We start from the raw sequence: 23,764 nt of genomic DNA, 5'->3' as shown, positions 1-23,764 counted from the left end.
ATCTCCCTTAAAACACTTGATTATATCTGGTTTACAATTCACTTGTAAATCAGCTATTGATTTATCACTAAAACAATTAGGCATTAGAGCAAAAAATTCTAGAAATAAAAACCAAAGGAACCTTTAATTGTGAATTTTTGAGCATCAGGTGTATTCAAATAATTTCCTCTCCAAGCAAAATCAATTCGAAATACTTTAAAAATATTACCAATACCAACATTATACTCCCAATATCCATTTTCAGGAGCAACATACACTAATCCTGAAGCATTAATTGCCTTAGTTTCATCAGAGACAGAACCATACACTGTTTTCACTCCTACCATCTCCCTCCAATTCAATTTTCGTAAAAACGGAACCCTTCCTAACAAACGTCCCCCGAAATTATGATTCCACTGGATTGTGGCATATTGATCCGTTACAAACTCATAAAAATTCAAGTTGCTAAAAGTATTTTCAATAGTAAAATAAGTCTGATTACCCGGAACCACACTCAATAATCCTAATGGAATTTGCCCAAAGGTCTTTCCAACTTCAACAATAATATTAGTCCTTCCTAATGGCCCAATAATAATAGGTTGCTTATAATACAACTGTACTTTTTCATACTCAAAATCACTATCAAGCAATCCTTTAAAACCATGGCTGTAATTCACAAAGAAACGACTAAAAGGACTGTCCACCTCTCTTCTTTCAACACCGAAACCAATGGTTTTACGATTAGGCGTGTATTCTACCTGCAAATTAACTTCCGATTGTTTTACTTCACTTTTTGTCGTCGTCTGACTTGCATCTGTATAATAATCCAAGCTAAAAGTATTAGATGCTGACTCAAGTGTACGGTATGAAAATCCGGTTTGAAAAGTCAAATTCTTAACAGGCTCAATCTCAACAGAAATATTACTTAAATTAATATTTGTTAATTTTCCATTATTCCCTGTTGAAAAAAGTGCCGACGAGGCAAAACTTCTACCCAATACATCATTTGTACTTGTCAAACTTGCACCAATTTGCTCTACATCACGCCTATTCCCTCCAGAAAGAATAAGCCTTTTTTTCTTGTTTACCATCCATTTTCCTGATAACCCATACTTGAATTTATCATCTTCAAATCCATAAGCAGTATACCCTTGTAGTCTCCATGGGTCATCAGGCCCAAAATAGGTTCTTCCTCCAACTCTCAACCGAATTCCTTCGACATCATTGTTACCAAATGTTGAAAATATAGGTCCATAATCAAAATTTCCAAAAGGAACATAACCACTCCCTATAATAGAAACGAAATTGTACAATTGCTTGAATTTCTTGACTGTTTGCAAAGTATCAAGCATTTTATAAATCCCTCTTTCGTCTTTATTTAGATTCTCAAAACGATTTTTATCCCAAAACTCCTCTGAGCGATTATAAACTTCATTATCAATAAAGTTTACTTTTTCTTTATAAAAGCTAGCAGGTTTTTCGATATTGAATTGATGATTTTGGTACAATGTAGTCCTCTTACCGTACATCCCTTTAGATTCTTCTTTTTTATTTAAAGCAAAATCCGACATCATATAATCACGAGTCAACAAAAAGATAGAATCATTTTGAACCTCAAACTCTTGTTCTATATAAATATCTTTTACCCAGTTAATATTAGCACTTTTGGTAACTGCCATATTAATTTTCTTGATTGCAAAAGTGGTATCGCTCACCCAAAAATCACCTTTAAAGGTCAATTCATTTTTACGACGTGGATAAAACAATATATTATAACACCATTTTTTATCCACAAAGGCACTGTCTCTCAATACATAATTGTAGACATCTATCCCTGTTCTTGACAATGGACTAGTAAAACTTTTATCAAAAAAAGTCATATGATTATTATAAATGTCGTAATCAGAATACAAATCTTTTATAAAAGACAAAATTTGCTGATTCTCACTAAACCCAGAATTTTTATTCGCTTTTAAATTCTCTTTTACTTTCTTTTCTTTATTATTACCATAAACATCATATAGCGATTCATTTATAAAAATAGGCAAATAGGTTTTCCCAGTAACTCTCGAAGTATCAATATGATTAAAAATGAATTCCATCCCTTTAAAAAACTTTCTTTTCATGAAAGCGCTATCAATAGTATTCATATCAAACTCGACTTTCTCATATTTTTCCATTTGATAATAATCAAATTGAGTTAGTCCGTTTTTACGTTTTCTTTCCCATATTTTTCGAAGAATTACTAATGCTGGATTATCTTTTTTAGACGTTTTCCCTGTATAAATAGTAACTTCTTTTAAAATTTCGGCCGAGTTTAGCACAACTTTAAAATCATAATTGATAGGTTTCAACAAAGTTATTTCCTTATCAGAATACCCTACAGAGGTGACAATTAAACCCGTATAATTTTTAGAAGATTCAATATAAAAACGACCATCTTCATTAGACATTGTTCCTATATTCGAATCTTTAAAAACAACATTAGCAAAAGGAATAGGCTGATTTGTATTATCCAACACCATACCACTGACTTTTGTTTGAGCCAAAAAACTATTAGTAATTCCAAAGAAAACTAACATTAAATATAATATCCTTTTTTTCATAATTGTCTTTAAAAAAAAACTTCATCATACAAACGCATGATGAAGCCTTAATAGTATTAGTATTAAAATTTATTTATTCAATACTTTTTTAACCGCTTTTACAACATCAGCAGCATTTGGCAACCACTCTGCTAATAAAACAGGAGAATATGGCGCTGGTGTATCAGCTGTAGTAATTCTTTGGATTGGTGCATCTAAATAGTCAAAAGCACGCTCTTGTACTAAATAAGTGATTTCAGAAGAAACACTTGCAAATGGCCAAGCTTCTTCAAGAATTACCAATCTATTTGTTTTTTTAACCGAAGCTAAAATAGCATCAATATCTAATGGACGAACTGTTCTTAAATCGATAATTTCACAAGAAACACCTGCTGCAGCTAATTCTTCAGCAGCAATAAAAGCTTCTTTGATAATTTTACCAAAAGAAACGATTGTTACATCAGTACCTTCACGCTTCACATCAGCAACTCCAATTGGAATAACATATTCTCCGTCTGGCACTTCACCTTTGTCACCGTACATTTGCTCTGATTCCATGAAAATAACTGGGTCATTATCACGAATAGCTGCTTTCAAAAGTCCTTTTGCATCATAAGGAGTAGATGGAACTACTACTTTAAGACCTGGAGTGTTTGCAAACCAGTTCTCTAATGCTTGTGAGTGTGTTGCTCCTAATTGCCCTGCAGAAGCAGTTGGCCCACGGAAAACGATTGGCACATCAAATTGACCACCTGTCATTTGACGCATCTTAGCAGCATTATTTATAATTTGATCTATACCAACTAAACAAAAGTTGAAAGTCATATATTCTACAATTGGACGACAACCGTTCATTGCTGAACCTACTGCAATACCTGTAAAACCTAATTCAGCAATTGGAGTATCAATTACTCTTTTTTCTCCAAATTCTGCAAGCATACCTTTTGAAGCTTTGTAAGCACCATTGTATTCGGCAACTTCTTCACCCATCAAGTATACAGACTCATCGCGACGCATTTCTTCACTCATTGCTTCACAAATAGCCTCTCTAAATTGTATCGTTCTCATATTATATCTTGTATATGTATATTTTTCGAAAAGCAAAAATAAATATTTAAAATCATTTAACAGCTCATTTCTATTAAAATAATGATGTGTTATTTCCAGTTATTTGTTATATCTTGCTATTTCTGTTAAAGAAAAATCAATCCTTTTAAACTTCAAAAACAGATTTCTTTAATTATTTTATTCTAATTTTGTAAATGAAATCAAGAAATATAAAAACTCATCAATATGAAAATATTAGTTTGCATCAGTCATGTTCCTGATACTACTTCGAAGATTAACTTCACCAATAACGACTCTGAATTCGATACTAACGGTGTACAATTTGTAATAAACCCAAATGACGAATTTGGATTGACACGTGCCATTTGGTTTCAAGAAAAACAAGGAGCAACCGTTACTGTTGTAAATGTGGGCGGACCTGAAACTGAACCTACTTTAAGAAAAGCTTTAGCTATAGGTGCAAATGACGCCATACGAGTTAACACTACACCTACTGACGGTTTTTATGTTGCTAAACAATTAGCCGAAGTAATCAAAAACGGTGGATACGATTTGGTTATCGCTGGAAAAGAATCTTTAGATTATAATGGCGGAATGGTTCCTGGAATGATTGCAGGCTTATTAGGATTCAATTTCATCAATGCATGTACTGATATCTCAGTTGAAGGCACAAATGCAAAAGCAGTCCGTGAAATCGATGGCGGTAAAGAAACTGTTTCAACATCACTTCCTTTAATCATAGGCGGACAAAAAGGATTGGTTGAAGAAAAAGACTTACGCATTCCAAATATGAGAGGAATCATGACCGCAAGAACCAAAGTCTTGACTGTCGTTGAACCGATTGAAGCTGCTACGAATACCAAAGCAGTAAAATTTGAAAAACCAGCGCCAAAATCTGCAGTTAAATTAATTCCAGCTGATAATTTAGATGAATTAATCAACTTATTACACAACGAAGCCAAAGTTATCTAGTAAACAGCATCCAGTTTTTAGCTTTCAGTTCCAAAAACTGAAAACTAAAATCATTAATCTAAAATCTAAAACCATATGTCTATATTAATATACGTAGAATCTGCAGAAGGAAAATTCAAAAAAGTAGCTTTTGAATTAGCTTCATACGCAAAAAAAGTAGCAGAAACTCTTGGAACAACCGTTACAGCTATCAGTTTCAACACAGCTGACGTTTCTGATTTATCAAAATACGGTGTTGACAAAGTACTAAAAGTAAACAACGAAAAACTAACAAACTTTAACGCAAAAGCCTATGCAGATGCGATAAAACAAGCTGCTGAAAAAGAAAGCGCTAAATTAATTTTACTTTCTTCCACAACCGATAGCAATTACTTATCACCACTACTAGCTATTTCACTTAATGCTGGTTTAGCAACAAATGTTGTAGGATTACCTATTAGTACTTCTCCTTTTCAAGTAAAAAGAAATGCTTTTTCAAACAAAGCATTCAACACTACTGAAATCAGCACTGACATAAAAATACTTGGATTAGCTAAGAACTCATTTGGAATCATAGAAACCTCTTCGACTCTTGCAGAAGAAGACTTCACTCCAAGCTTAAATGACGCTGATTTCAACATCCAAATAGAATCTACAGAGAAAGCATCTGGAAAAGTATCCATAGCTGATGCTGACATTGTAGTTTCAGGAGGACGCGGTCTAAAAGGCCCTGAAAACTGGGGATTAATAGAAGACTTAGCCGCGGTTCTGGGAGCAGCAACTGCTTGTTCCAAACCCGTTTCAGACTTAGGATGGAGACCTCACGGAGAACACGTAGGACAAACGGGAAAACCAGTAGCAGCAAACTTATACATTGCAGTAGGTATCTCTGGTGCCATTCAACATATTGCTGGTATCAACGCGTCTAAAGTTAAAGTTGTTATCAACACAGACCCAGAGGCACCTTTCTTTAAAGTAGCTGATTACGGAATCGTAGGAGATGCTTTTGAAGTTGTCCCTCAATTAATTGAAAAATTAAAAGCATTTAAAGCACAATAAGTTTCAAACTTATACTGCCATACTATTTAAAAGAGCTATTATGATTAATTTCATAGTAGCTCTTCTCGCTTTAAATATCCACTTATTTTTTTCCTTTTATACTCTAGTTTACTTTTGAAGCTACGAAAAGTTTTTGTTTCTTTGTAGGCTAATCATTTCCTTTTTTGTACTTTCAACTAAGAAAGTAATTATTGGAATAATTCTTTGATTTTAGTATCTAAAATCTAAAACATAAAATTAACATGAGCTTAGTTAAACTATCTATAAAAGGCATTTCATACAGTCAAACTCAAAACGGAGCATATGCTTTAATTTTGAATGAGGTTGACGGAGAAAGAAAACTACCTATAGTCATAGGAGCGTTTGAAGCACAATCTATCGCTATCGCTTTAGAAAAAGAAATCAAACCACCACGTCCTTTAACCCATGATTTATTCAAAAATTTTGCCGAGCGATTTGATATAATAGTAAAACAAGTAATCATTCACAAACTTGTAGATGGTGTATTTTACTCGAGTATTATTTGCGAAAGAGATAAAATAGAAGAAATAATAGACGCTAGAACTTCGGATGCCATCGCATTGGCATTGCGTTTTAATGCTCCTATATTTACTTATAAAAATATTCTTGACAAAGCCGGAATTTATTTAAAAGCCAACCCCCAAGAAACAGACAAAGATTCTCAAGAAATTGACGATGTCCTTTCTAATCCAGAAACTTTCGGAAACGAAGACGAAAGCCAGACTTCTGGACGCCCTTATATCAAACACAGTCTTCAAGAACTAACCGAACTATTAGAACAAGCGGTAAGACACGAAGACTACGAAAAGGCTGCCAAAATCAGAGATGAAATTTCAAAAAGAGAATCTTAATCGATAAATTATCTTTTTGACCTTAGACTTAACAGAATAACCAAAAAACTCATGAAGCAGTATTTAGATTTAGTACAACATGTAATGGAAAACGGAAACCAAAAAGGAGACCGTACAGGAACAGGCACTAAAAGTGTTTTTGGCTACCAAATGCGTTTTGATTTAAATGAAGGTTTCCCTATGGTTACCACCAAAAAACTACATCTAAAATCTATCATTTATGAATTATTATGGTTCCTAAAAGGAGACACTAACATTGAGTACCTTCAAAAAAATGGAGTTAAAATATGGGATGCTTGGGCTGACGAAAATGGCGATTTAGGACCCGTTTATGGACACCAATGGCGCAACTGGAATAGTGAAGAAATAGATCAAATCAAAGACCTAATCAACGAGTTAAAAACCAACCCGAACAGCCGTAGAATGTTGGTTTCGGCCTGGAATCCATCCGTGTTACCTGACACAACAAAGTCATTTTCAGAAAATGTAGCCAACAACAAAGCCGCACTTCCACCCTGTCATGCTTTTTTTCAATTTTATGTTGCAGACGGAAAACTATCTTGTCAATTATATCAACGAAGCGCCGATATTTTTCTTGGTGTTCCATTCAATATTGCATCATATGCATTACTCACCATGATGATTGCTCAAGTATGCAACCTTGGTCTAGGTGAATTCATTCATACCTTTGGAGACGCACACATCTACAACAACCATTTTGAACAACTTGAATTACAATTATCACGGGAACCAAAACCATTACCAAAAATGATACTGAATCCCGAGATAAAAGATATATTTGATTTTGACTTTGAAGATTTCACCTTAATAGGTTACGAACCTCATGCCGGAATCAAAGGAAATGTAGCAGTATAATTAAACTACTAAAACTCCATTTTCAGTACCAGCAAATTCATTCCATTTAAAAGAATCAGCTTCTTCATCATTTATATATGCACCATCAACTACATATTTAAACTCATATGAAGCATTAGTATCTAAATTAAATACACCCTTAAAAGTTCCGTTTTTTAGTTTATTCAAAGCCCCTTCTTCGATGCTCCAATTGTTAAAATCTCCAACTACAGATGCACTAGTAGCATCTTTAGCCTCGATAGAAAAAGTAACTTTACAAACTGGTTTTGACTTTATAAATTGTTTCTTGATTGACATAACTATTTCATTTTTAATATTATGAGACAAAGAAAATAAAATAATTTTAACTTTGCACAAAAGTTAGTCGAATTAGGAGAATGGCATTCAGTATGTTAAATTTTAACACATTCAACAAAAATTACTAACTAAATTTTAACATCTTAAAAAAGAAATCGTTTTCTTAATAATTAATAACTATCCAAAAGAGCATCTTATCAAATTATATTTTACCTTTATGCTTTAAATTTCAACCTATGGAAAGAGAACAACACGAATTATATGAATACGCACGCAGACGAATACAACAAAAAAAAAGGCTTTATTTCCATTTTGTTATCCTAATATCTTTCAGCTTATGTCTCTTTATATCTACTAAAATATTTACAACCGAAATAAACCAAAACTGGCTTATTTTTGGAATTACATTTTGGGCATTCTTATTCCTACTACATTTCATAAAAGTTTATATTACCGATAGATTTATGAATAAAAATTGGGAACGCGAACAAATTGATCGTTTAGTGAGCTTACAAGAAAAAAAAATAAACGAATTACAAAAAAAAATAAACGAAGATCCTACTCCATAAATTAACATCAAATGACAATAATGATTGCTGCTGCTGCAGAAAATAATGCTTTAGGAAAAAACAACGAACTTGTTTGGCATTTGCCAAATGACTTTAAAAGATTCAAATCACTTACCACTGGACATCACATTATTATGGGTAGAAAAACTTTTGAAAGTTTTCCAAAACCACTACCAAATAGAACACATATTGTCATCAGTCGTCAAAAGAATTATAACCCTGACGGCTGTATTGTAGTAAAAGACATTAAAGAAGCGTTAGCAATCTGTCCTGAAAATCAAGATAATTACATCATTGGAGGTGGTGAAATATATGCATTAGGATTACCATATACTGACAAAATCGAACTAACAAGAGTACATCATAGTTTCGAAGCAGATGCGTTTTTCCCTGAATTAAATGAGTCTGAATGGGAACTAATTCAATCCGAATTCAACCCTAAAGATGAAAAACATCTTTTTGAATACACCTATCAAACCTACATTAATAAAACAAAAACACCCTAGTATAACTAGGGTGCTTTATTTCAATGATTAAGATTAACAGTCAATCTTATAATAGTATTTGACAACTTAATATAAATATCACAAATGTTAAAATTGCTCCAGTAATGAAGATAATAACATTTGATGTTTTTTGAGAGTACATCTCAAAGTAGCCTTTAATACCAAATACCACGAAGATACTAAAGACAAAGAAAATTAAAATTTCCAAAAACAAATTTAATCCTAAGAACGTATTTTGCGTCAATAACATACTACTGCTTCTAAAAACAGCACCGTCAAAACTACTTACAAGAACAAACGATATAATTAACGCAAAAATCAACCATTTAATTCGACTTGTAAACCTTTTTAAAATCATTGAAAATAAATATTAATATTTACACTGTAAAAGTCGGCATAATTATAATAGTGCACAATACCCACTTTTAGTGATTTTTTCAATTATTTAAAACTTTTATTTTTATAGCTAATTCCAACTCTAAAACAAAAGTTCGAAATAGATTGTATTATATTTGTGAAAAATTACCAATACAATGTCAAAAAACATAACTCCCTATAAAAATTCAACTTTAAGCAAAAAAGAACAGGTCGCAAAGATGTTCGACACTATATCAGGAAATTACGATAACTTAAATCGTGTAATTTCATTTGGAATAGATGTAAAATGGCGCAAAAAAGTATTGAAAATTGTAAACAATGCTAACCCTTCAACAGTTTTAGATATTGCCACAGGTACAGGTGACCTAGCCATATTGATGGCTCAAACTAATGCTGAAAAAATAATAGGACTTGATATTTCGGCTGGAATGCTCGAAGTTGGAGAAAAAAAAATCGAAGCAAAAGGACTTTCGAAAACTATCGAAATGGTATTAGCAGATTCTGAAAACATTCCATTTGAAGATAATTTTTTTGATGCCATCACAGTCGCTTTTGGAGTTCGAAATTTTGAAAACCTTGAAAAAGGGCTATCTGAAATACTTAGAGTACTAAAGCCGAATGGTGTTTTTGTAATTTTAGAAACTTCAGTACCAGACAAAACTCCCTACAAACAAGGTTATAATTTTTACAGCAAAAACATTTTACCATTAATTGGGAAGTTATTTTCAAAAGACGATGTTGCTTATGGCTATTTATCAGAATCAGCTTCTCAATTTCCTTATGGCGAAGAACTAAACAATATTTTACGAAAAATTGGGTTTATAGATGTTGTAGCAATGCCTCAAACTTTTGGCGTAGCAACAATTTATTCAGCATCAAAAAAATAAACAGACCATTCATTAGGCAATAACATGAGAAAAATAGCGACATTTTTACTTTTAATCACTTTATCGCTTAAAGGAATGGCTCAATCAGGCACCAATATATTTGGAAAAGATCCAATAATCCACCTAGAAAACTTCCAGAAACAAAGACTCTATTTTGGGTACTACCTTGGCTTCAATTCATTTGATTTCAAAATAGACTATAAAAATGTTGGACCCGACATTCAAACGCAAAAAACAACAGGTTTTAACGTGGGAGTTGTGGCTGATGTAAAACTCCAAGAATATATTAACTTGCGATTTGAACCAGGATTGTATTACGCTAAAAGAAATTTATCTTTCCCAGGTTTTACCAATCAAATTGACATCCAAAGAGAAGTCAACAGTACTTATATCCACTTTCCATTATTATTGAAATTTTCATCAATGAGAACAGGAAACATAAGACCTTTTTTGGTAGGTGGTGTTTCAACAACCTTAAATTTATCAGGAAACTCTAAAACAAAAGATGACAATTACGAGCAAAAATTTAGAGTAAAGCCATGGACTACTAATTACGAATTAGGATTTGGTATTGATATATTTTCAGAGTATTTTATTTTCTCTCCCTCTGTAAGAGGCGTTTTCGGACTTAAAGACGAATTAATTCGAGACAACGACCCTAACAGCCCTTGGACAAGCAATATTGAATCTTTAAAAAGCAGAGCCATTTTAATCAACTTTACTTTTCATTAAACCATCACCCACGTCTAAATTCGCTTAAAATAATAGCTGTAGCAGTTGCCACATTCAAACTTTCAGTTTTTTGAAGATCTCCAAATCGAGGAATAGTAAGCTTGTCTGAAACTATTTTCTCCAACTCAGGTGAGATTCCATTCGCCTCATTTCCCATAATAATGATTCCTTCTTGAGGCAAACTCGTTTTATAAATATTTTCCCCATCCATAAAGGTTCCAAAAACAGCAACTTTTGATTTTTCGATATAAGATTTCAGATCTATATAATTTACATTAACCCTCGCTATAGAACCCATTGTTGCCTGCACTACTTTTGGATTATAAATATCTACTGTTTCCGTTGTACAAACTAATTGCTTAATTCCAAACCAATCACAAAGCCTTAGAATTGTCCCCATATTTCCTGGATCACGAACAGAATCAAGCGCCAAAATTAACTCTGACTCTACAATTGGCTTTTCAGTTGCCATTTTAAAAACTGCCAAACAACTGTTGGAGGTTGCTAATGCAGAAATTCTCTTCAAATCTGTTTCCGAAATAATTGTTTTTTTAGAAGAGTGAACTTCTTCGAAATCATTCTTTGTAGTGTACAAATTAACCAATTCAAAATTAGAGTTCAATAATTCTTGAATCACTTTTATCCCTTCAGCAAAAAACATTTGATGCGCTATTCGATACTTTTTCTGCTGTAAACTAGTTATAAGTTTTATTTGGTTTTTACTAACCATAAAAATATGTACTTTTGAATTAAATATTTTAGAACCCTTGAAAAAAATTTCAACAAAAATATCACTTATTATTCTAATTGGGATAATTATATCTGCATGTAACGCTGAAAAAAGAGTTCCACAAGACAAACGCTTACTTACCAAAAATAAAATCATCGTAAATGGGAAAAAGACAACAGAAGAAAGTGTAACTGATCAACTGTATCAAAAACCTAATGGTACCCTACTAGGATTCAAGCTAAGACTTAACCTATACAACTTAGCAAACCTAAACCCTGACTCTACCTATCAGGCTAAATTTATTGCCAATCCCGAAAAATACAAACGTAAATCCAAATGGCTATCCGCCAAACAGGTCAACCAACTAGGTAAATCATTTTGGTATCATGGCATCCACGATTTCTTAAAAAAAACAGGTGAACCTCCTGTAATTATTGATTCAACCAAAACTGAAAAATCGGCCTCTAGACTTAAATATTACTATTTCAACAACGGTTATTTCAATATTAAGGCGAACTATAACATAGACAGCATTAAACCTAAAAGAGCTCAAGTAAGATATCATATCACCACTGGAAAGCCCTATATTCTAGACTCCATTAGTGCTTCCATTGCAACCCCTATTTTGGACTCTTTATACCAATCTAGGCAAAATTACAGCTTCATAAAATCTGGAAAACAATATAAAACAATTGATTTCGAAGAAGAAAAAAACCGAATCGCTACTCTTTTTAGAAATAATGGAATTTATTATTTCCAACCCACCTATATCAATTTCAATATAGATACTATTCAGAAACAAAACAAGGCCAACGTAAACCTAATCATCAACGACTACTCCTATCAATCAAAAGACTCTACCATAACTGAGCCTTTCAAAAGATACAAAATAAGCGATGTAAACATCTACACTGATTATAGCTCGAATAACAACAATAAAAAAATCACTGACAGTACTACTTACAAAAACTTCAATCTATACAGTCATAGCAAATTAAAATACAAACCTTATGCTATAACAGATGCCGTTTTCATAACCAAAGGGAGTTATTTTGCAGACAACAAAACTGTTCTAACAGCTCGTTACTTAAGTAATCTTAAAATATTTAACTACCCAAGTATTCAATATGCAGTTGACAAAAGAGACAGCACTTACAGTTCATTGATTGCAAATATTTATTTAACACCGAGAAAAAAATATAGTTTTGGTTCATCGGCTGACGTAACACATTCCAACATTCAAGATATTGGTATCTCTTTTAGCCCTTCGCTAAATATTAGAAATATATTTAAAGGTGCCGAAACATTAGAGATTTCCGCTCGTGGAAACATTGGTTCTTCAAAAAGCTTAGCCAATCCCAACAATCAGTTTTTTAATGTTTCAGAATATGGTTTAGATTTCAAATTAAGCTTCCCTAGAATACTGATCCCATTTGGTACTGAAAAAATAATTCCAAAAAGCATGATTCCGTCTACACTTATAACCACTGGTTTTTCAAGACAGAAAAACATAGGTCTAGACAAAGAGAATTTTACAGGGGTATTTTCATACAATTGGACACCTAAAAAGAACAACACAGCACGTTTTGAATTGCTTAACGCCCAATTTGTTCGAAATTTAAATCCACAAAATTATTTTAATGTATATAGCTCCTCATATAGTGCGCTAAATGAAATTGGTAAAAACTATAATATTAATTCTTCTTATGTTGATTCAGATGGAGATTTAATCATCCAAGACGGAACTTCAGGATTCACTAATGATGTTATTGCTGGAAACACGCAATTAAATTCTGATGACGATGATTACAAAACAGTAAAAAGTATCGAAGAAAGAAGAGTCCGACTAACAGAGAATGACTTTATTTTGTCCACAAGCTTTACTTTTTCAAAAACTACTAAAACGGATTTACAAGATAACACCTTTTACCTTTTTAAAACCAAAATAGAATCGGCAGGCTCCCTATTATCAATATTTTCAAGAGCTACAAAACTAGATTCAAATTCAAATGGAAAGTATGAAATATTCAATCTAGAATACTCCGAATACATCAAAACCGAATTCGATTACATCAAACATTGGGATCTAACAAAAGAAAAAGTACTTGCCGTGCGTTCGTTTTTCGGAATCGCCATACCTTTCGGAAATGCGAGCAACATCCCCTTCTCACGAAGTTATTTTGCAGGAGGCTCAAATGACAATAGAGCTTGGCAACCTTATAGCTTAGGTCCAGGAAGCAGTGGAGCAACCAATGATTTCAACGAAGCCAACATGAAAATTGCTTTAAGTTCAGAATTTAGATTTAAAATTCTAGGACAATTAAAAGGAGCAATTTTTGCTGATGCTGGAAATATTTGGAATATAAATGACAATGTAGAAGACGAAAAATACATATTTAAAAACTTTTCAAGCTTAAAAGACATAGCGCTAGGAAGTGGATTTGGTCTTAGATACGATTTAAGTTTCTTTATTATAAGATTTGATTTTGGTTTCAAAACCTACAATCCTGCCAATAAAACAGGGGAAAAATGGTTCAATGAATACAATTTTTCCAACTCTGTTTTAAATTTTGGTATAAATTACCCTTTCTAATGCTATTTAATTCTTATTTTTGCTGTCTTAAACTAAAAGCTAGAAATAACTAAAAACAATTAAAATGGGACACAACATTAAACCGGGCGTAGCTACTGGAGATCAAGTTCAAGAAATTTTTAACTATGCAAAAGAAAAAGGTTTTGCACTTCCAGCGGTAAACGTAACTGGTTCAAGTACTATAAATGGAGTTCTTGAAACAGCAGCAAAATTAAATGCTCCTGTTATCATTCAATTCTCTAACGGTGGTGCACAATTCAATGCAGGTAAAGGATTATCAAATGCAAACGAAAAATCAGCTATCGCTGGTGGTATTGCTGGAGCTAAACACGTTCACGCTCTTGCAGAAGCATACGGAGCAACAGTTATCTTACATACTGACCACTGTGCTAAAAAATTATTACCTTGGATTGATGGTTTATTAGATGCTTCAGAAGAACATTTTGCAGCAACTGGAAAACCGTTATATTCTTCTCATATGATTGACTTATCAGAAGAGCCAATCGAAGAAAACATCGAAATTTGCAAAACATACCTAGAAAGAATGAGCAAAATGGGTATGACTCTAGAAATAGAACTTGGAATTACAGGTGGTGAAGAAGATGGTGTTGACAACTCTGATGTTGACAGCTCTAAACTATACACTCAGCCAGAAGAAGTAGCTTATGCTTACGAAGAGCTTTCTAAAATAAGCCCTAAGTTTACCATTGCTGCTGCATTTGGAAACGTTCATGGTGTTTACAAACCAGGTAACGTAAAATTAACTCCAAAAATCTTAAAAAACTCTCAAGAGTTTGTTCAAGAAAAATATAAAACAGGAAACAACCCAGTTGATTTTGTATTCCACGGTGGATCAGGTTCTACAATTGAAGAAATTAGAGAAGCTATTGGATACGGAGTTGTTAAAATGAACATTGATACTGACTTACAATTTGCTTACACAGAAGGTATTCGTGATTATATGATAAAAAATATTGAGTATTTAAAAACTCAAATTGGAAACCCAGAAGGTGATGATGTTCCTAACAAAAAATACTATGACCCAAGAAAATGGGTACGTGAAAGTGAAGTTACATTCAACACAAGACTTGAGCAAGCATTTGCTGACTTAAACAACGTGAATACACTATAATAAATTGTTCCGTATACAGTTTTAAGTATTCAGTAATCATTACTGAATACTTAAACTGAATACAAACACTGACCGATTACTTGATTACTGAACACTGAACACTTAAGAAATGGCTTGGTTTAAAAGAAAAGAAAAAGGAATTACTACGGCTACCGAAGACAAAATGGATGTTCCAAAAGGTCTATGGTACAAATCTCCAACTGGAAAAATTATCGACGCTGATGAGCTTGAACGCAACTTATTCGTAAGTCCAGAAGATGGTTTTCACGTTAGAATTGGTAGTGCTACCTACTTTGAAATTTTATTCGACAACAATGAATTTGTTGAATTGGATAAAAACTTAACATCCAAAGACCCTTTACACTTTGTAGACACAAAGAAATATGTAGATCGTCTAAAAGATGTTATGGAAAAAACCCACCTTAAAGACGCTGTTCGTACAGGTGTTGGTAAATCTAAAGGAAAAGAATTAGTAGTTTGCTGTATGGACTTTGCCTTTATTGGTGGATCTATGGGGGCAGTTGTAGGTGAAAAAATCGCTAGAGGAATTGATCACGCTATCCAAAACAAACTTCCATTTGTAATGATTTCAAAATCAGGTGGAGCAAGAATGATGGAGGCTGCTTATTCTTTGATGCAATTAGCTAAAACCTCTGTAAAACTGGCACAATTAGCCGATGCAAAACTTCCTTACATTTCTTTATGTACAGATCCAACGACAGGAGGAACAACAGCTTCATACGCTATGTTAGGAGATATTAATATCGCTGAACCTGGAGCCTTGATTGGCTTTGCTGGACCTCGCGTTGTACGCGATACCACTGGTAAAGATTTACCTGAAGGTTTTCAAACAGCTGAGTTTTTATTAGAGCACGGTTTCTTAGACTTTATAACTGCTAGAAAAGAGTTAAAAAACAAGATTAACTTGTATATCGATTTAATTCAAAACAACGAAATTAGATAGTATACAACAATCATAGAATTACAAAAAATCCCAAGGAAAATCATTTCTTGGGATTTTTTTTTGGATCATACAGGTACATTCAGAAGTAAGTCTACTTTTTTCAAACCCTTCCCAATTAGTTTGTTTAATTAGTATAATCTTAATTTGAAAACCAACTCAAAAACTACAACCCCGTTCTAATAGCCTCAACAGGATCTAATTTTGAAGCCGTGATTGCAGGAATGATTCCTGAAATCAAACCTATCAACGCAGCTAATCCCGTTCCTAACAACACATTTCCCAGCCCCAGCACAAATTCAAAATCAACAACCTTTGTCATGACAATTGAGATAACCCATACAAAGAACAAACCTATCATTCCTCCAAATAAAGAAAGTAAAATAGATTCAAATAAGAACTGAAACAATATAAAATGATTTTTAGCTCCCAATGATTTTTGAATACCTATCAAATTCGTCCTTTCCTTTACAGAAACAAACATAATATTAGCAATTCCAAAACCGCCAACAAGCAACGAAAACCCACTAATAATCCATCCCACAACATTCATTTGACTAATAATTCCGTCAATCAAATTAGTAAAACCTGAGAACACATTAATAAAAAAATTATCAATTTCACCATCTTTAACCCCTCTAAAATTCCTCAATTTACTCGACAACTCTACCTTGTAAGCCTCCATATCTACACCGTTTTTTGGTTTTAAAATAATTACCGGAGTCATCGCATCATTATTATCCCCATACATTCGTCGTAAAAAATTAACTGGCAAAAAAACAGAAGTATCATTACTATCCCCAAATAAACCTGCACCTTGTTTTTTCAACACACCAATAACCGTAAAGCGTTGTCCATACAGGCGAACCTTCTTCCCAATAGGATCTTCCGTTCCAAAAAGATTTTCTGAAATATTGGCACCTATTACAACCACGGCCTTTCCAGAATTTGCTTCTGATTCATTATAAAACCGACCATTATCAAATTCTAATCCTTGAATTTTAATAAACTCGGCAGAAACAGGTACTACATTAATATCACTTACTATTCGATCCTCATATTTCACTGATTCACGCCCCACAAACAACTGAAAACCTACCTGCTCTGTATTATTCAATGAACTTTTTAAATATACATACTCATCGTATTTTACATTTGGAAATTGTTCCCTTTTCCATTGAGGGATTTCCGTTGGACCAAATGAAAAACGCATCAAATAAATTGTATTCTTATCTAAATTACTCAAGTCCTTCGTGATTTTTCTATCTAATGAATCCACTGCAGCAAGCACTGCAATAATCGAAAAAATTCCAATAGTAACCCCAAGCAATGACAATAACGTTCTTAACTTGTTATTTGTCAATGCATGTAAAGCAAACACAAAGCTTTCCCTTAACAACTGGAGATATAGAAACATTTTTTGTAGAATTTTTAAGATTAGTAAAATTCAACAAATTATAATCAAAAACCTAAAAATAAATACAACAACAGCAGAATGAAAAACTATACACACAAAATCAAAAAAAATTAATCAAAAATCCAATTTATCTTTTTCTTCAAATAGCTTAGTTTTCAGTTTAAAAAACTATTTTTGCACTTTCAAATAATAACTTAAGATGAGCACAACAAAAACAATTCAATCAGCATTAATTTCCGTTTTTTCTAAAGATGGCCTTGAACCTATTGTAAGACAACTACACAGTCAAAATGTAACAATTTACTCTACAGGTGGAACAGAAGATTTTATAAAAAACTTAGGAATTCCTGTTGTACCAGTTGAAGATGTTACTTCTTATCCATCTATTTTAGGAGGAAGAGTAAAAACATTACACCCAAAAGTTTTTGGAGGAATTTTAAATCGCCAAGACCATGAAGGAGACATTCAACAAATGGAAGAATTCAACATTCCTCAAATTGATTTAGTTATTGTTGACTTATACCCTTTTGAAAAAACTGTTGCTTCAGGAGCAAGTGAAGCTGATATTATCGAAAAAATTGATATTGGTGGAATTTCATTAATTCGTGCAGCTGCCAAAAACTTCAAAGACACTGTTATTGTTGCATCGATGAATGAGTACAACTTATTCCTAGACATGATTACAAAACAAAACGGAGGAACTACACTTGAAGACAGAAAATTATTAGCAACTAAAGCTTTCCACGTTTCTTCTCATTACGATGGTGCTATTTTCAACTACTTTAATACTGACGAAACATATTACAAAGAAAGTATTGAAAATGGGCAAGTATTAAGATACGGTGAAAACCCTCATCAAAAAGGATTTTTCTTTGGTGATTTTGATGCTATGTTCAAAAAACTACACGGTAAAGAATTATCATATAACAATTTATTAGACGTAGATGCAGCCGTTAATTTGATTAACGAATTTAAAACAGACGGACCTACTTTTGCGATTTTAAAACACAACAATGCATGTGGATTAGCTTCAAGAGAATCAATTAGCGAAGCTTACAACGCTGCTTTGGCCTGCGACCCTACCTCTGCTTTTGGTGGTGTATTGATTGCAAACAAAACAATTGATGTTGCTACTGCTACTGAAATCAACAAATTATTCTGTGAAGTTGTAATTGCTCCTGCCTATGAAGATGCAGCACTAGCAATCCTTCAAGAAAAGAAAAACAGAATCATATTAGTTCAAAATGATATCGAATTACCACAAAGACAAGTAAGAACTTGCTTAAATGGATTATTAATTCAAGACAGAAATAATATCACAGACAATAAAGCCGACTTAAAAACCGTTACAATAACAACTCCTACTGAACAAGAGATAGAAGATTTAATTTTCGCTTCAAAAATTTGTAAAAACACTAAATCAAACACGATTGTTTTTGCCAAAAACGGAACATTAATATCTTCTGGAACAGGTCAAACTTCAAGAGTTGACGCCCTACAACAAGCGGTAGAAAAAGCAAAGCATTTTGGTTTTGACTTAACAGGTGCTTCAATGGCGAGCGACGCTTTTTTCCCATTCCCTGACTGTGTAGCTCTTGCAAAAGAAGCAGGAATCACAGCTGTTATTCAACCAGGAGGTTCAATTAAGGACGAATTAAGCATTAATTATTGCAATGAAAATAATCTTGCAATGGTATTTACTGGAACTCGTCATTTCAAACATTAATTTGTTTAACTTTGTGCGCAATTATATTTATAACTTTTAACCCAAAATAGTATATGGGATTTTTTGATTTCATGACCGAGGATATCGCGATAGACCTTGGTACCGCTAATACCTTAATTATCCATAACGACAAAGTTGTTATTGACAGTCCATCGATAGTTGCTAGAGATAGAATTTCAGGAAAAATTATCGCTGTTGGTAAAGAAGCCAATTTGATGCAAGGTAAAACACATGAAAACATTAAAACAATACGTCCTTTAAAAGATGGTGTAATTGCAGATTTTGATGCTTCAGAGAAAATGATAAGTATGTTCATCAAAAGCATACCAGCATTAAAGAAAAGAATGTTTACACCTGCCTTAAGAATGGTAGTTTGTATTCCTTCTGGTATTACTGAAGTGGAGATGAGAGCCGTTAAAGAATCTTGTGAGCGAGTAAATGGTAAAGAAGTTTACCTAATCCACGAACCAATGGCGGCAGCAATTGGTATTGGAATTGACATTATGCAACCAAAAGGGAATATGATTGTTGATATCGGTGGTGGAACAACTGAAATTGCAGTTATTGCTTTGGGAGGAATTGTATGTGATAAGTCTGTAAAAATTGCAGGAGATGTTTTCACAAATGATATCGTTTACTATATGCGTACACAACACAACCTTTTCGTTGGAGAAAGTACCGCTGAAAAAATAAAAATCCAAATAGGTGCAGCAATCGAAGACCTAGAGACTCCTCCTGAGGATATGTCTGTACAAGGTCGTGATTTGCTTACGGGTAAACCTAAACAAGTAGAAGTGTCTTATAGAGAAATCGCAAAAGCATTAGACAAATCAATTCAACGAATTGAAGATGCTGTAATGGAAACTCTATCTCAAACACCTCCTGAACTAGCAGCAGATATCTACAATACTGGTATTTACTTAGCAGGTGGAGGGTCTATGTTAAGAGGTCTAGATAAAAGAATCTCTCAAAAAACAGATTTACCAGTTTATATTGCAGAAGACCCATTAAGAGCAGTTGTTCGTGGTACGGGAATGGCACTTAAAAACATAGGTAGATTTAAAAGCATCTTAATTAAATAAGATTTTCTTATATGCTACTGAATTTTATACAGCTTACTTAAGTGGTTATAAAATTCAGTTGCTTAAGCCTATTTCGAAACACATAATCAAATAAGAGAATGCAGCAAATCTTTAATTTTATATTCAAAAACAGTAATCGACTACTGTTTTTGCTGTTATTATGCATTTCGTTATTGCTTACGATACAGTCGCACTCCTACCATAAAAGTAGAATCATTAGTTCAGCGAATTTTCTAAGTGGTGGTGTGTATGAAAAAATGAATAATATAAGCGAATATTTGAATTTAAGAACTCAAAATGAGGCTTTAGCTTTAGAAAACGCAAGGCTAAAAAGTATCTTATTTAACACAAAAGATACAACTGAGATTAAAAAAATAGAAAATCTTAAAGGTGTCGCTCCTGATGATATTGTAGTTTCAAAAGTCATCCACAACGTATATAATCAACACGAAAACTACCTGACATTAAACTCTGGTTCACTTGAGGGCATTAAGACTGACATGGGGGTAATAAACAATCTAGGAATCGTAGGTATCGTTGACAAAACCTCACCAAATTACTCGACAGTCCTAAGCATCCTGAATGTACGTTCACAGATAAATGCAAAAATCAAAAAATCAAACCATTTTGGTTCTTTAGTTTGGAATGGAAAAAGCACTGGTTTTGTCCAATTAATTGACGTTCCTAGATTAGCTTCAGTGAGAAAAGGTGACACTATCGTAACAGGAGGACAATCGGTAATTTTTCCTGAAAACATTAACATTGGAACGATTGACAAAATTTATATTGACAATCAAACGAATTACTACACATTAAACATCAAACTTTTCAATGACATGACCAATTTAGGCCATGTATACATTATAAAAAGTAAAAATAGAGACGAACTGAATAACCTAGAAAAACAAAATATAAAAAATGAATAGCACTTTGTTAGTCAATGTTTTTCGGTTTATATTATTATTAGCCGTTCAAATTGTTATTTTTAACAACATGACCTTTTTGGGATTTATCATGCCGCTTCCCTATATTTTGTTCATATTGTTATATCCTGTCAATGGAAATAAATCAGGTTTACTTGTCGCAAGTTTCTTATTGGGAATAACGATGGATTTTTTTTCAAATTCTGGTGGAATTCACGCTACAGCTTGTTTGATATTAGCCAACTTTAGACCCTCTATCTTCAAGTTTTCCTTTGGTGTAAGTTATGAATACCAAACCATCAGAATAAATGACTCCTTAACACCTGAGCGATTTTCATTCATATTATTAGCGGTATTAATACACCATACTACCCTGTTTATTCTTGAAGCTTTTCAAGTAAGTTTTATTTGGGACATCCTTCTTAGAACCTTATTAAGTGCCTTATTCACTCTTATTAGTTGTATTATTTTAATATACCTTATTAAGCCTGTAAAACGATGAGAAAACTACTGCTGCCTTCATTAATTATCATTGCAGCATCATTGCTTGTAATTCGCGTATTTTATTTGCAAGTTATCAATGATACCTTCAAATTAAAATCAGAAAACAACGCGATAAAAATTAAATATGACTATCCTGAGAGAGGCTATATTTTTGATCGAAATGGTAAATTATTAGTAGCCAACCAAGCTTCTTATGATATCATGGTTATTCCTAGAGAAATGAAAAACATTGATACTCTAGAATTTTGTCACCTTTTAAACATTACCAAAGAAGATTTTATCGAAAAAGTTGAAAAAGCGAAGGTCTACAGTCCTAGACTCCCGTCCGTTTTTTTACCTCAATTAAACAAAAGTGAATTTGCCGCTTTTCAAGAAAAAATACGAAAATTTGAAGGTTTCTATTTTCAAAAACGTTCCTTACGTGATTACGAAGTTGACTTTGGAGCCAATATTTTTGGTTTTATTACCCAAGTAAACGAAAGAATCATTGAAAAAAATCCGTACTACAAAAGTGGAGATTTAATTGGACGACAAGGTGTTGAAGAATCTTATGAAGAAATTCTTCGAGGAATCAAAGGAGTAAAATACATCCAAAAAGACAAATACAATAGAGAAATCGGCTCATACAAAGATGGAAAATACGACACTATCGCTGTACAAGGTGAAGATATAAACCTAACCATTGATGCTGAAATTCAAAAATATGGCGAGCAATTAATGAACAACAAAAGAGGAGGTATTGTTGCCATAGAACCTAAAACTGGTGAAATATTGGCTTTAATTACAGCTCCATCTTACGACCCTTCCATCTTAGTAGGAAGACAACGTTCAAAAAATTACACCTTATTATATCGTGACTCTATCGCAAAACCACTCTATGACAGAGGACTTTTGGCTGAGTATCCTCCTGGATCACCTTTTAAGATCTTAACTGGTTTAATTGCGCTTCAAGAAGGTGTGATTGATGAGCAGACAACTGTAATGTGTCACCATGGTTTCAGCTATGCTAGAGGTAGATTCATGAAATGTCACGGTTTCGGACCACATCAATTACATAATGGTATGTACAATTCTTGTAACGCCTACTTTGGAACTGTTTATATGCGAACTATAAACAAATACAAGAGTCCACCTTATGCTGTTGATGTATGGAGCAAACATGTTAAAAGCTTTGGACTTGGGCAATTTATGGGATACGATCTACCAACTGGAAAAAGAGGAAAAGTCCCTGATTCAAAAACATATAAAAGAATGTACCCAGATTGGCGTTGGGATAGCAAAACAATTGTATCGAATGCCATTGGTCAAGGTGAGGTGCTGATGACTCCTATTCAATTAGCTAATATGATGGCGGCTGTAGCCAATGAAGGCTATTACTATACCCCTCATATCATCAAAAAAATCAAAGGGGGAACTATTGATAAAAAATTCACGACTAAGCACTATACTACAATTGACAAAAAGTACTTCAAACCAGTTATAAGTGGGTTATTTGATGTTTACAATTTAGGTACTGCTAGTTCCCTCCGTGTTGAAGGAATCGATATCTGTGGTAAAACAGGAACTGCTGAGAACTTTGCCAAAATTAATGGCGTCCGAACAAAACTAGAAGATCACTCTATCTTTGTCGCTTTTGCACCCAAAGACAATCCAAAAATCGCCATCGCTGTTATGGTTGAGAATGGAGGATTTGGAGCAACAATAGCGGGACCTATTGCCAGTTTAATGATTGAAAAATATCTAAGACACAAAATAACGCGAACAGATTTAGAAAAGAGAACTTTAGAAAGAAGTTTACAAGATCGATACGCTAAATTAGGTGGACTTTCAGAGGCCGTTAAAATGCAATTAAGAATTAAAGATTCTATTTTGAAAGCGAAAAACACTATTCCAGTTGTAAAAAAGGATACTATTAAGAAAACTAACTAGAGATTCAT

The 23,764-nt window shown here is 33.2% G+C and carries 22 protein-coding genes; 16 read left to right on the top strand and 6 right to left on the bottom strand.

Annotated elements, in window-relative coordinates:
* Positions 1 to 98: 98 nt before the first annotated feature.
* Together SLW70_RS05440 and SLW70_RS05435 are read right to left on the bottom strand one after the other, a co-directional pair.
* Positions 99 to 2,585, bottom strand: a complete 2,487-nt coding sequence (locus SLW70_RS05440) for a DUF5686 and carboxypeptidase-like regulatory domain-containing protein (RefSeq protein WP_320891040.1) — start codon at positions 2,583 to 2,585, stop codon at positions 99 to 101.
* Between the two features lie 69 nt (positions 2,586 to 2,654).
* Positions 2,655 to 3,632, bottom strand: coding sequence for a pyruvate dehydrogenase complex E1 component subunit beta (locus SLW70_RS05435; RefSeq protein ID WP_320891039.1), 978 nt, complete (start codon positions 3,630 to 3,632; stop codon positions 2,655 to 2,657).
* Positions 3,633 to 3,857: 225 nt separating this feature from the next.
* Here SLW70_RS05435 and SLW70_RS05430 point away from each other — a divergent pair, with 225 nt between their 5' ends.
* From SLW70_RS05430 to SLW70_RS05415, 4 genes are all read left to right on the top strand, one after another.
* Entirely contained in the window at positions 3,858 to 4,604 is a 747-nt protein-coding gene (locus tag SLW70_RS05430; protein ID WP_320891038.1) for an electron transfer flavoprotein subunit beta/FixA family protein, read from the top strand.
* Positions 4,605 to 4,679: 75 nt separating this feature from the next.
* Entirely contained in the window at positions 4,680 to 5,642 is a 963-nt protein-coding gene (locus SLW70_RS05425; RefSeq protein ID WP_320891037.1) for an electron transfer flavoprotein subunit alpha/FixB family protein, read from the top strand.
* 242 nt (positions 5,643 to 5,884) lie between these two features.
* Positions 5,885 to 6,514 carry a bifunctional nuclease family protein gene (locus tag SLW70_RS05420; RefSeq protein ID WP_320891036.1) on the top strand — a complete coding sequence of 210 codons (630 nt, stop codon included), beginning with the start codon at positions 5,885 to 5,887 and terminating at the stop codon, positions 6,512 to 6,514.
* Positions 6,515 to 6,565: 51 nt separating this feature from the next.
* The gene (locus SLW70_RS05415; RefSeq protein ID WP_320891035.1) at positions 6,566 to 7,390 is read left to right on the top strand and encodes a thymidylate synthase; all 825 of its coding nucleotides are present in this window, start codon (positions 6,566 to 6,568) and stop codon (positions 7,388 to 7,390) included.
* Here SLW70_RS05415 and SLW70_RS05410 read toward each other — a convergent pair whose 3' ends face one another.
* Positions 7,391 to 7,687 carry an isoamylase early set domain-containing protein gene (locus SLW70_RS05410; protein ID WP_320891034.1) on the bottom strand — a complete coding sequence of 99 codons (297 nt, stop codon included), beginning with the start codon at positions 7,685 to 7,687 and terminating at the stop codon, positions 7,391 to 7,393.
* A 236-nt stretch (positions 7,688 to 7,923) separates the two neighbouring features.
* Here SLW70_RS05410 and SLW70_RS05405 point away from each other — a divergent pair, with 236 nt between their 5' ends.
* Together SLW70_RS05405 and SLW70_RS05400 are read left to right on the top strand one after the other, a co-directional pair.
* Entirely contained in the window at positions 7,924 to 8,256 is a 333-nt protein-coding gene (locus tag SLW70_RS05405; RefSeq protein ID WP_320891033.1) for a 2TM domain-containing protein, read from the top strand.
* 11 nt (positions 8,257 to 8,267) lie between these two features.
* Positions 8,268 to 8,762, top strand: coding sequence for a dihydrofolate reductase (locus tag SLW70_RS05400; protein ID WP_320891032.1), 495 nt, complete (start codon positions 8,268 to 8,270; stop codon positions 8,760 to 8,762).
* 46 nt (positions 8,763 to 8,808) lie between these two features.
* Here the strand turns inward: SLW70_RS05400 and SLW70_RS05395 are convergent, their stop codons facing one another.
* Entirely contained in the window at positions 8,809 to 9,120 is a 312-nt protein-coding gene (locus tag SLW70_RS05395; RefSeq protein WP_320891031.1) for a hypothetical protein, read from the bottom strand.
* A 175-nt stretch (positions 9,121 to 9,295) separates the two neighbouring features.
* Here SLW70_RS05395 and ubiE point away from each other — a divergent pair, with 175 nt between their 5' ends.
* A complete protein-coding gene (ubiE, locus tag SLW70_RS05390) occupies positions 9,296 to 10,027 on the top strand; it encodes a bifunctional demethylmenaquinone methyltransferase/2-methoxy-6-polyprenyl-1,4-benzoquinol methylase UbiE (protein WP_320891030.1) in 732 nt (243 codons plus the stop codon).
* 24 nt (positions 10,028 to 10,051) lie between these two features.
* On the top strand, positions 10,052 to 10,759 hold the full coding sequence (locus SLW70_RS05385) for a porin family protein (protein WP_320891029.1): 708 nt from the start codon (positions 10,052 to 10,054) through the stop codon (positions 10,757 to 10,759).
* Positions 10,760 to 10,763: 4 nt separating this feature from the next.
* On the opposite strand, the gene SLW70_RS05380 is transcribed toward SLW70_RS05385, so the two are convergent.
* Entirely contained in the window at positions 10,764 to 11,489 is a 726-nt protein-coding gene (locus SLW70_RS05380) for an RNA methyltransferase (RefSeq protein ID WP_320891028.1), read from the bottom strand.
* 37 nt (positions 11,490 to 11,526) lie between these two features.
* Here SLW70_RS05380 and SLW70_RS05375 point away from each other — a divergent pair, with 37 nt between their 5' ends.
* From SLW70_RS05375 to accD, 3 genes are all read left to right on the top strand, one after another.
* Positions 11,527 to 14,082 (top strand): BamA/TamA family outer membrane protein, encoded by a 2,556-nt coding sequence (locus SLW70_RS05375; RefSeq protein WP_320891026.1) that lies wholly within the window; start codon positions 11,527 to 11,529, stop codon positions 14,080 to 14,082.
* Positions 14,083 to 14,146: 64 nt separating this feature from the next.
* Positions 14,147 to 15,214, top strand: coding sequence for a class II fructose-bisphosphate aldolase (gene fbaA, locus SLW70_RS05370; protein WP_320891024.1), 1,068 nt, complete (start codon positions 14,147 to 14,149; stop codon positions 15,212 to 15,214).
* A 109-nt stretch (positions 15,215 to 15,323) separates the two neighbouring features.
* Complete coding sequence (accD, locus tag SLW70_RS05365) at positions 15,324 to 16,178, top strand: acetyl-CoA carboxylase, carboxyltransferase subunit beta (protein ID WP_320891023.1); 855 nt, start codon at positions 15,324 to 15,326, stop codon at positions 16,176 to 16,178.
* A gap of 163 nt (positions 16,179 to 16,341) precedes the next feature.
* Here accD and SLW70_RS05360 read toward each other — a convergent pair whose 3' ends face one another.
* Complete coding sequence (locus SLW70_RS05360; protein WP_320891022.1) at positions 16,342 to 17,592, bottom strand: ABC transporter permease; 1,251 nt, start codon at positions 17,590 to 17,592, stop codon at positions 16,342 to 16,344.
* Positions 17,593 to 17,791: 199 nt separating this feature from the next.
* Here SLW70_RS05360 and purH point away from each other — a divergent pair, with 199 nt between their 5' ends.
* The 5 genes from purH (at position 17,792) to mrdA (ending at position 23,756) form a co-directional block, all read left to right on the top strand.
* A complete protein-coding gene (gene purH / locus SLW70_RS05355) occupies positions 17,792 to 19,318 on the top strand; it encodes a bifunctional phosphoribosylaminoimidazolecarboxamide formyltransferase/IMP cyclohydrolase (RefSeq protein ID WP_320891021.1) in 1,527 nt (508 codons plus the stop codon).
* 53 nt (positions 19,319 to 19,371) lie between these two features.
* A complete protein-coding gene (locus SLW70_RS05350; RefSeq protein WP_320891020.1) occupies positions 19,372 to 20,400 on the top strand; it encodes a rod shape-determining protein in 1,029 nt (342 codons plus the stop codon).
* A gap of 98 nt (positions 20,401 to 20,498) precedes the next feature.
* Positions 20,499 to 21,326 carry a rod shape-determining protein MreC gene (mreC, locus tag SLW70_RS05345; protein ID WP_320891019.1) on the top strand — a complete coding sequence of 276 codons (828 nt, stop codon included), beginning with the start codon at positions 20,499 to 20,501 and terminating at the stop codon, positions 21,324 to 21,326.
* On the top strand, positions 21,319 to 21,825 hold the full coding sequence (locus tag SLW70_RS05340) for a rod shape-determining protein MreD (protein WP_320891018.1): 507 nt from the start codon (positions 21,319 to 21,321) through the stop codon (positions 21,823 to 21,825). The genes mreC and SLW70_RS05340 overlap by 8 nt, the downstream gene beginning before the upstream one ends.
* On the top strand, positions 21,822 to 23,756 hold the full coding sequence (gene mrdA / locus SLW70_RS05335) for a penicillin-binding protein 2 (protein WP_320891016.1): 1,935 nt from the start codon (positions 21,822 to 21,824) through the stop codon (positions 23,754 to 23,756). Before SLW70_RS05340 ends, mrdA begins: the two co-directional genes overlap by 4 nt.
* Positions 23,757 to 23,764 lie beyond the last annotated feature (8 nt).

It is taken from the genome of Flavobacterium sp. NG2 (assembly GCF_034119845.1).
Taxonomy (GTDB): domain Bacteria; phylum Bacteroidota; class Bacteroidia; order Flavobacteriales; family Flavobacteriaceae; genus Flavobacterium.
Note: the sequence above shows the minus strand (reverse complement) of the source record. Positions and strands in the feature narration are given on the sequence as shown.

Bases quoted from the DNA above. Each gene is read 5' to 3' on its own strand.
- SLW70_RS05425 (WP_320891037.1), top strand. From the start codon at position 4,680: ATGTCTATATTAATATACGTAGAATCTGCAGAAGGAAAATTCAAAAAA.
- SLW70_RS05360 (WP_320891022.1), bottom strand. From the start codon at position 17,592: ATGTTTCTATATCTCCAGTTGTTAAGGGAAAGCTTTGTGTTTGCTTTA.
- ubiE (WP_320891030.1), top strand. From the start codon at position 9,296: ATGTCAAAAAACATAACTCCCTATAAAAATTCAACTTTAAGCAAAAAA.
- SLW70_RS05400 (WP_320891032.1), top strand. From the start codon at position 8,268: ATGACAATAATGATTGCTGCTGCTGCAGAAAATAATGCTTTAGGAAAA.
- SLW70_RS05340 (WP_320891018.1), top strand. From the start codon at position 21,319: ATGAATAGCACTTTGTTAGTCAATGTTTTTCGGTTTATATTATTATTA.
- SLW70_RS05405 (WP_320891033.1), top strand. From the start codon at position 7,924: ATGGAAAGAGAACAACACGAATTATATGAATACGCACGCAGACGAATA.
- SLW70_RS05380 (WP_320891028.1), bottom strand. From the start codon at position 11,489: ATGGTTAGTAAAAACCAAATAAAACTTATAACTAGTTTACAGCAGAAA.
- mreC (WP_320891019.1), top strand. From the start codon at position 20,499: ATGCAGCAAATCTTTAATTTTATATTCAAAAACAGTAATCGACTACTG.
- SLW70_RS05415 (WP_320891035.1), top strand. From the start codon at position 6,566: ATGAAGCAGTATTTAGATTTAGTACAACATGTAATGGAAAACGGAAAC.
- fbaA (WP_320891024.1), top strand. From the start codon at position 14,147: ATGGGACACAACATTAAACCGGGCGTAGCTACTGGAGATCAAGTTCAA.
- mrdA (WP_320891016.1), top strand. From the start codon at position 21,822: ATGAGAAAACTACTGCTGCCTTCATTAATTATCATTGCAGCATCATTG.
- SLW70_RS05350 (WP_320891020.1), top strand. From the start codon at position 19,372: ATGGGATTTTTTGATTTCATGACCGAGGATATCGCGATAGACCTTGGT.
- SLW70_RS05410 (WP_320891034.1), bottom strand. From the start codon at position 7,687: ATGTCAATCAAGAAACAATTTATAAAGTCAAAACCAGTTTGTAAAGTT.
- SLW70_RS05395 (WP_320891031.1), bottom strand. From the start codon at position 9,120: ATGATTTTAAAAAGGTTTACAAGTCGAATTAAATGGTTGATTTTTGCG.
- SLW70_RS05440 (WP_320891040.1), bottom strand. From the start codon at position 2,585: ATGAAAAAAAGGATATTATATTTAATGTTAGTTTTCTTTGGAATTACT.
- SLW70_RS05385 (WP_320891029.1), top strand. From the start codon at position 10,052: ATGAGAAAAATAGCGACATTTTTACTTTTAATCACTTTATCGCTTAAA.
- SLW70_RS05420 (WP_320891036.1), top strand. From the start codon at position 5,885: ATGAGCTTAGTTAAACTATCTATAAAAGGCATTTCATACAGTCAAACT.
- accD (WP_320891023.1), top strand. From the start codon at position 15,324: ATGGCTTGGTTTAAAAGAAAAGAAAAAGGAATTACTACGGCTACCGAA.
- SLW70_RS05430 (WP_320891038.1), top strand. From the start codon at position 3,858: ATGAAAATATTAGTTTGCATCAGTCATGTTCCTGATACTACTTCGAAG.
- SLW70_RS05435 (WP_320891039.1), bottom strand. From the start codon at position 3,632: ATGAGAACGATACAATTTAGAGAGGCTATTTGTGAAGCAATGAGTGAA.
- purH (WP_320891021.1), top strand. From the start codon at position 17,792: ATGAGCACAACAAAAACAATTCAATCAGCATTAATTTCCGTTTTTTCT.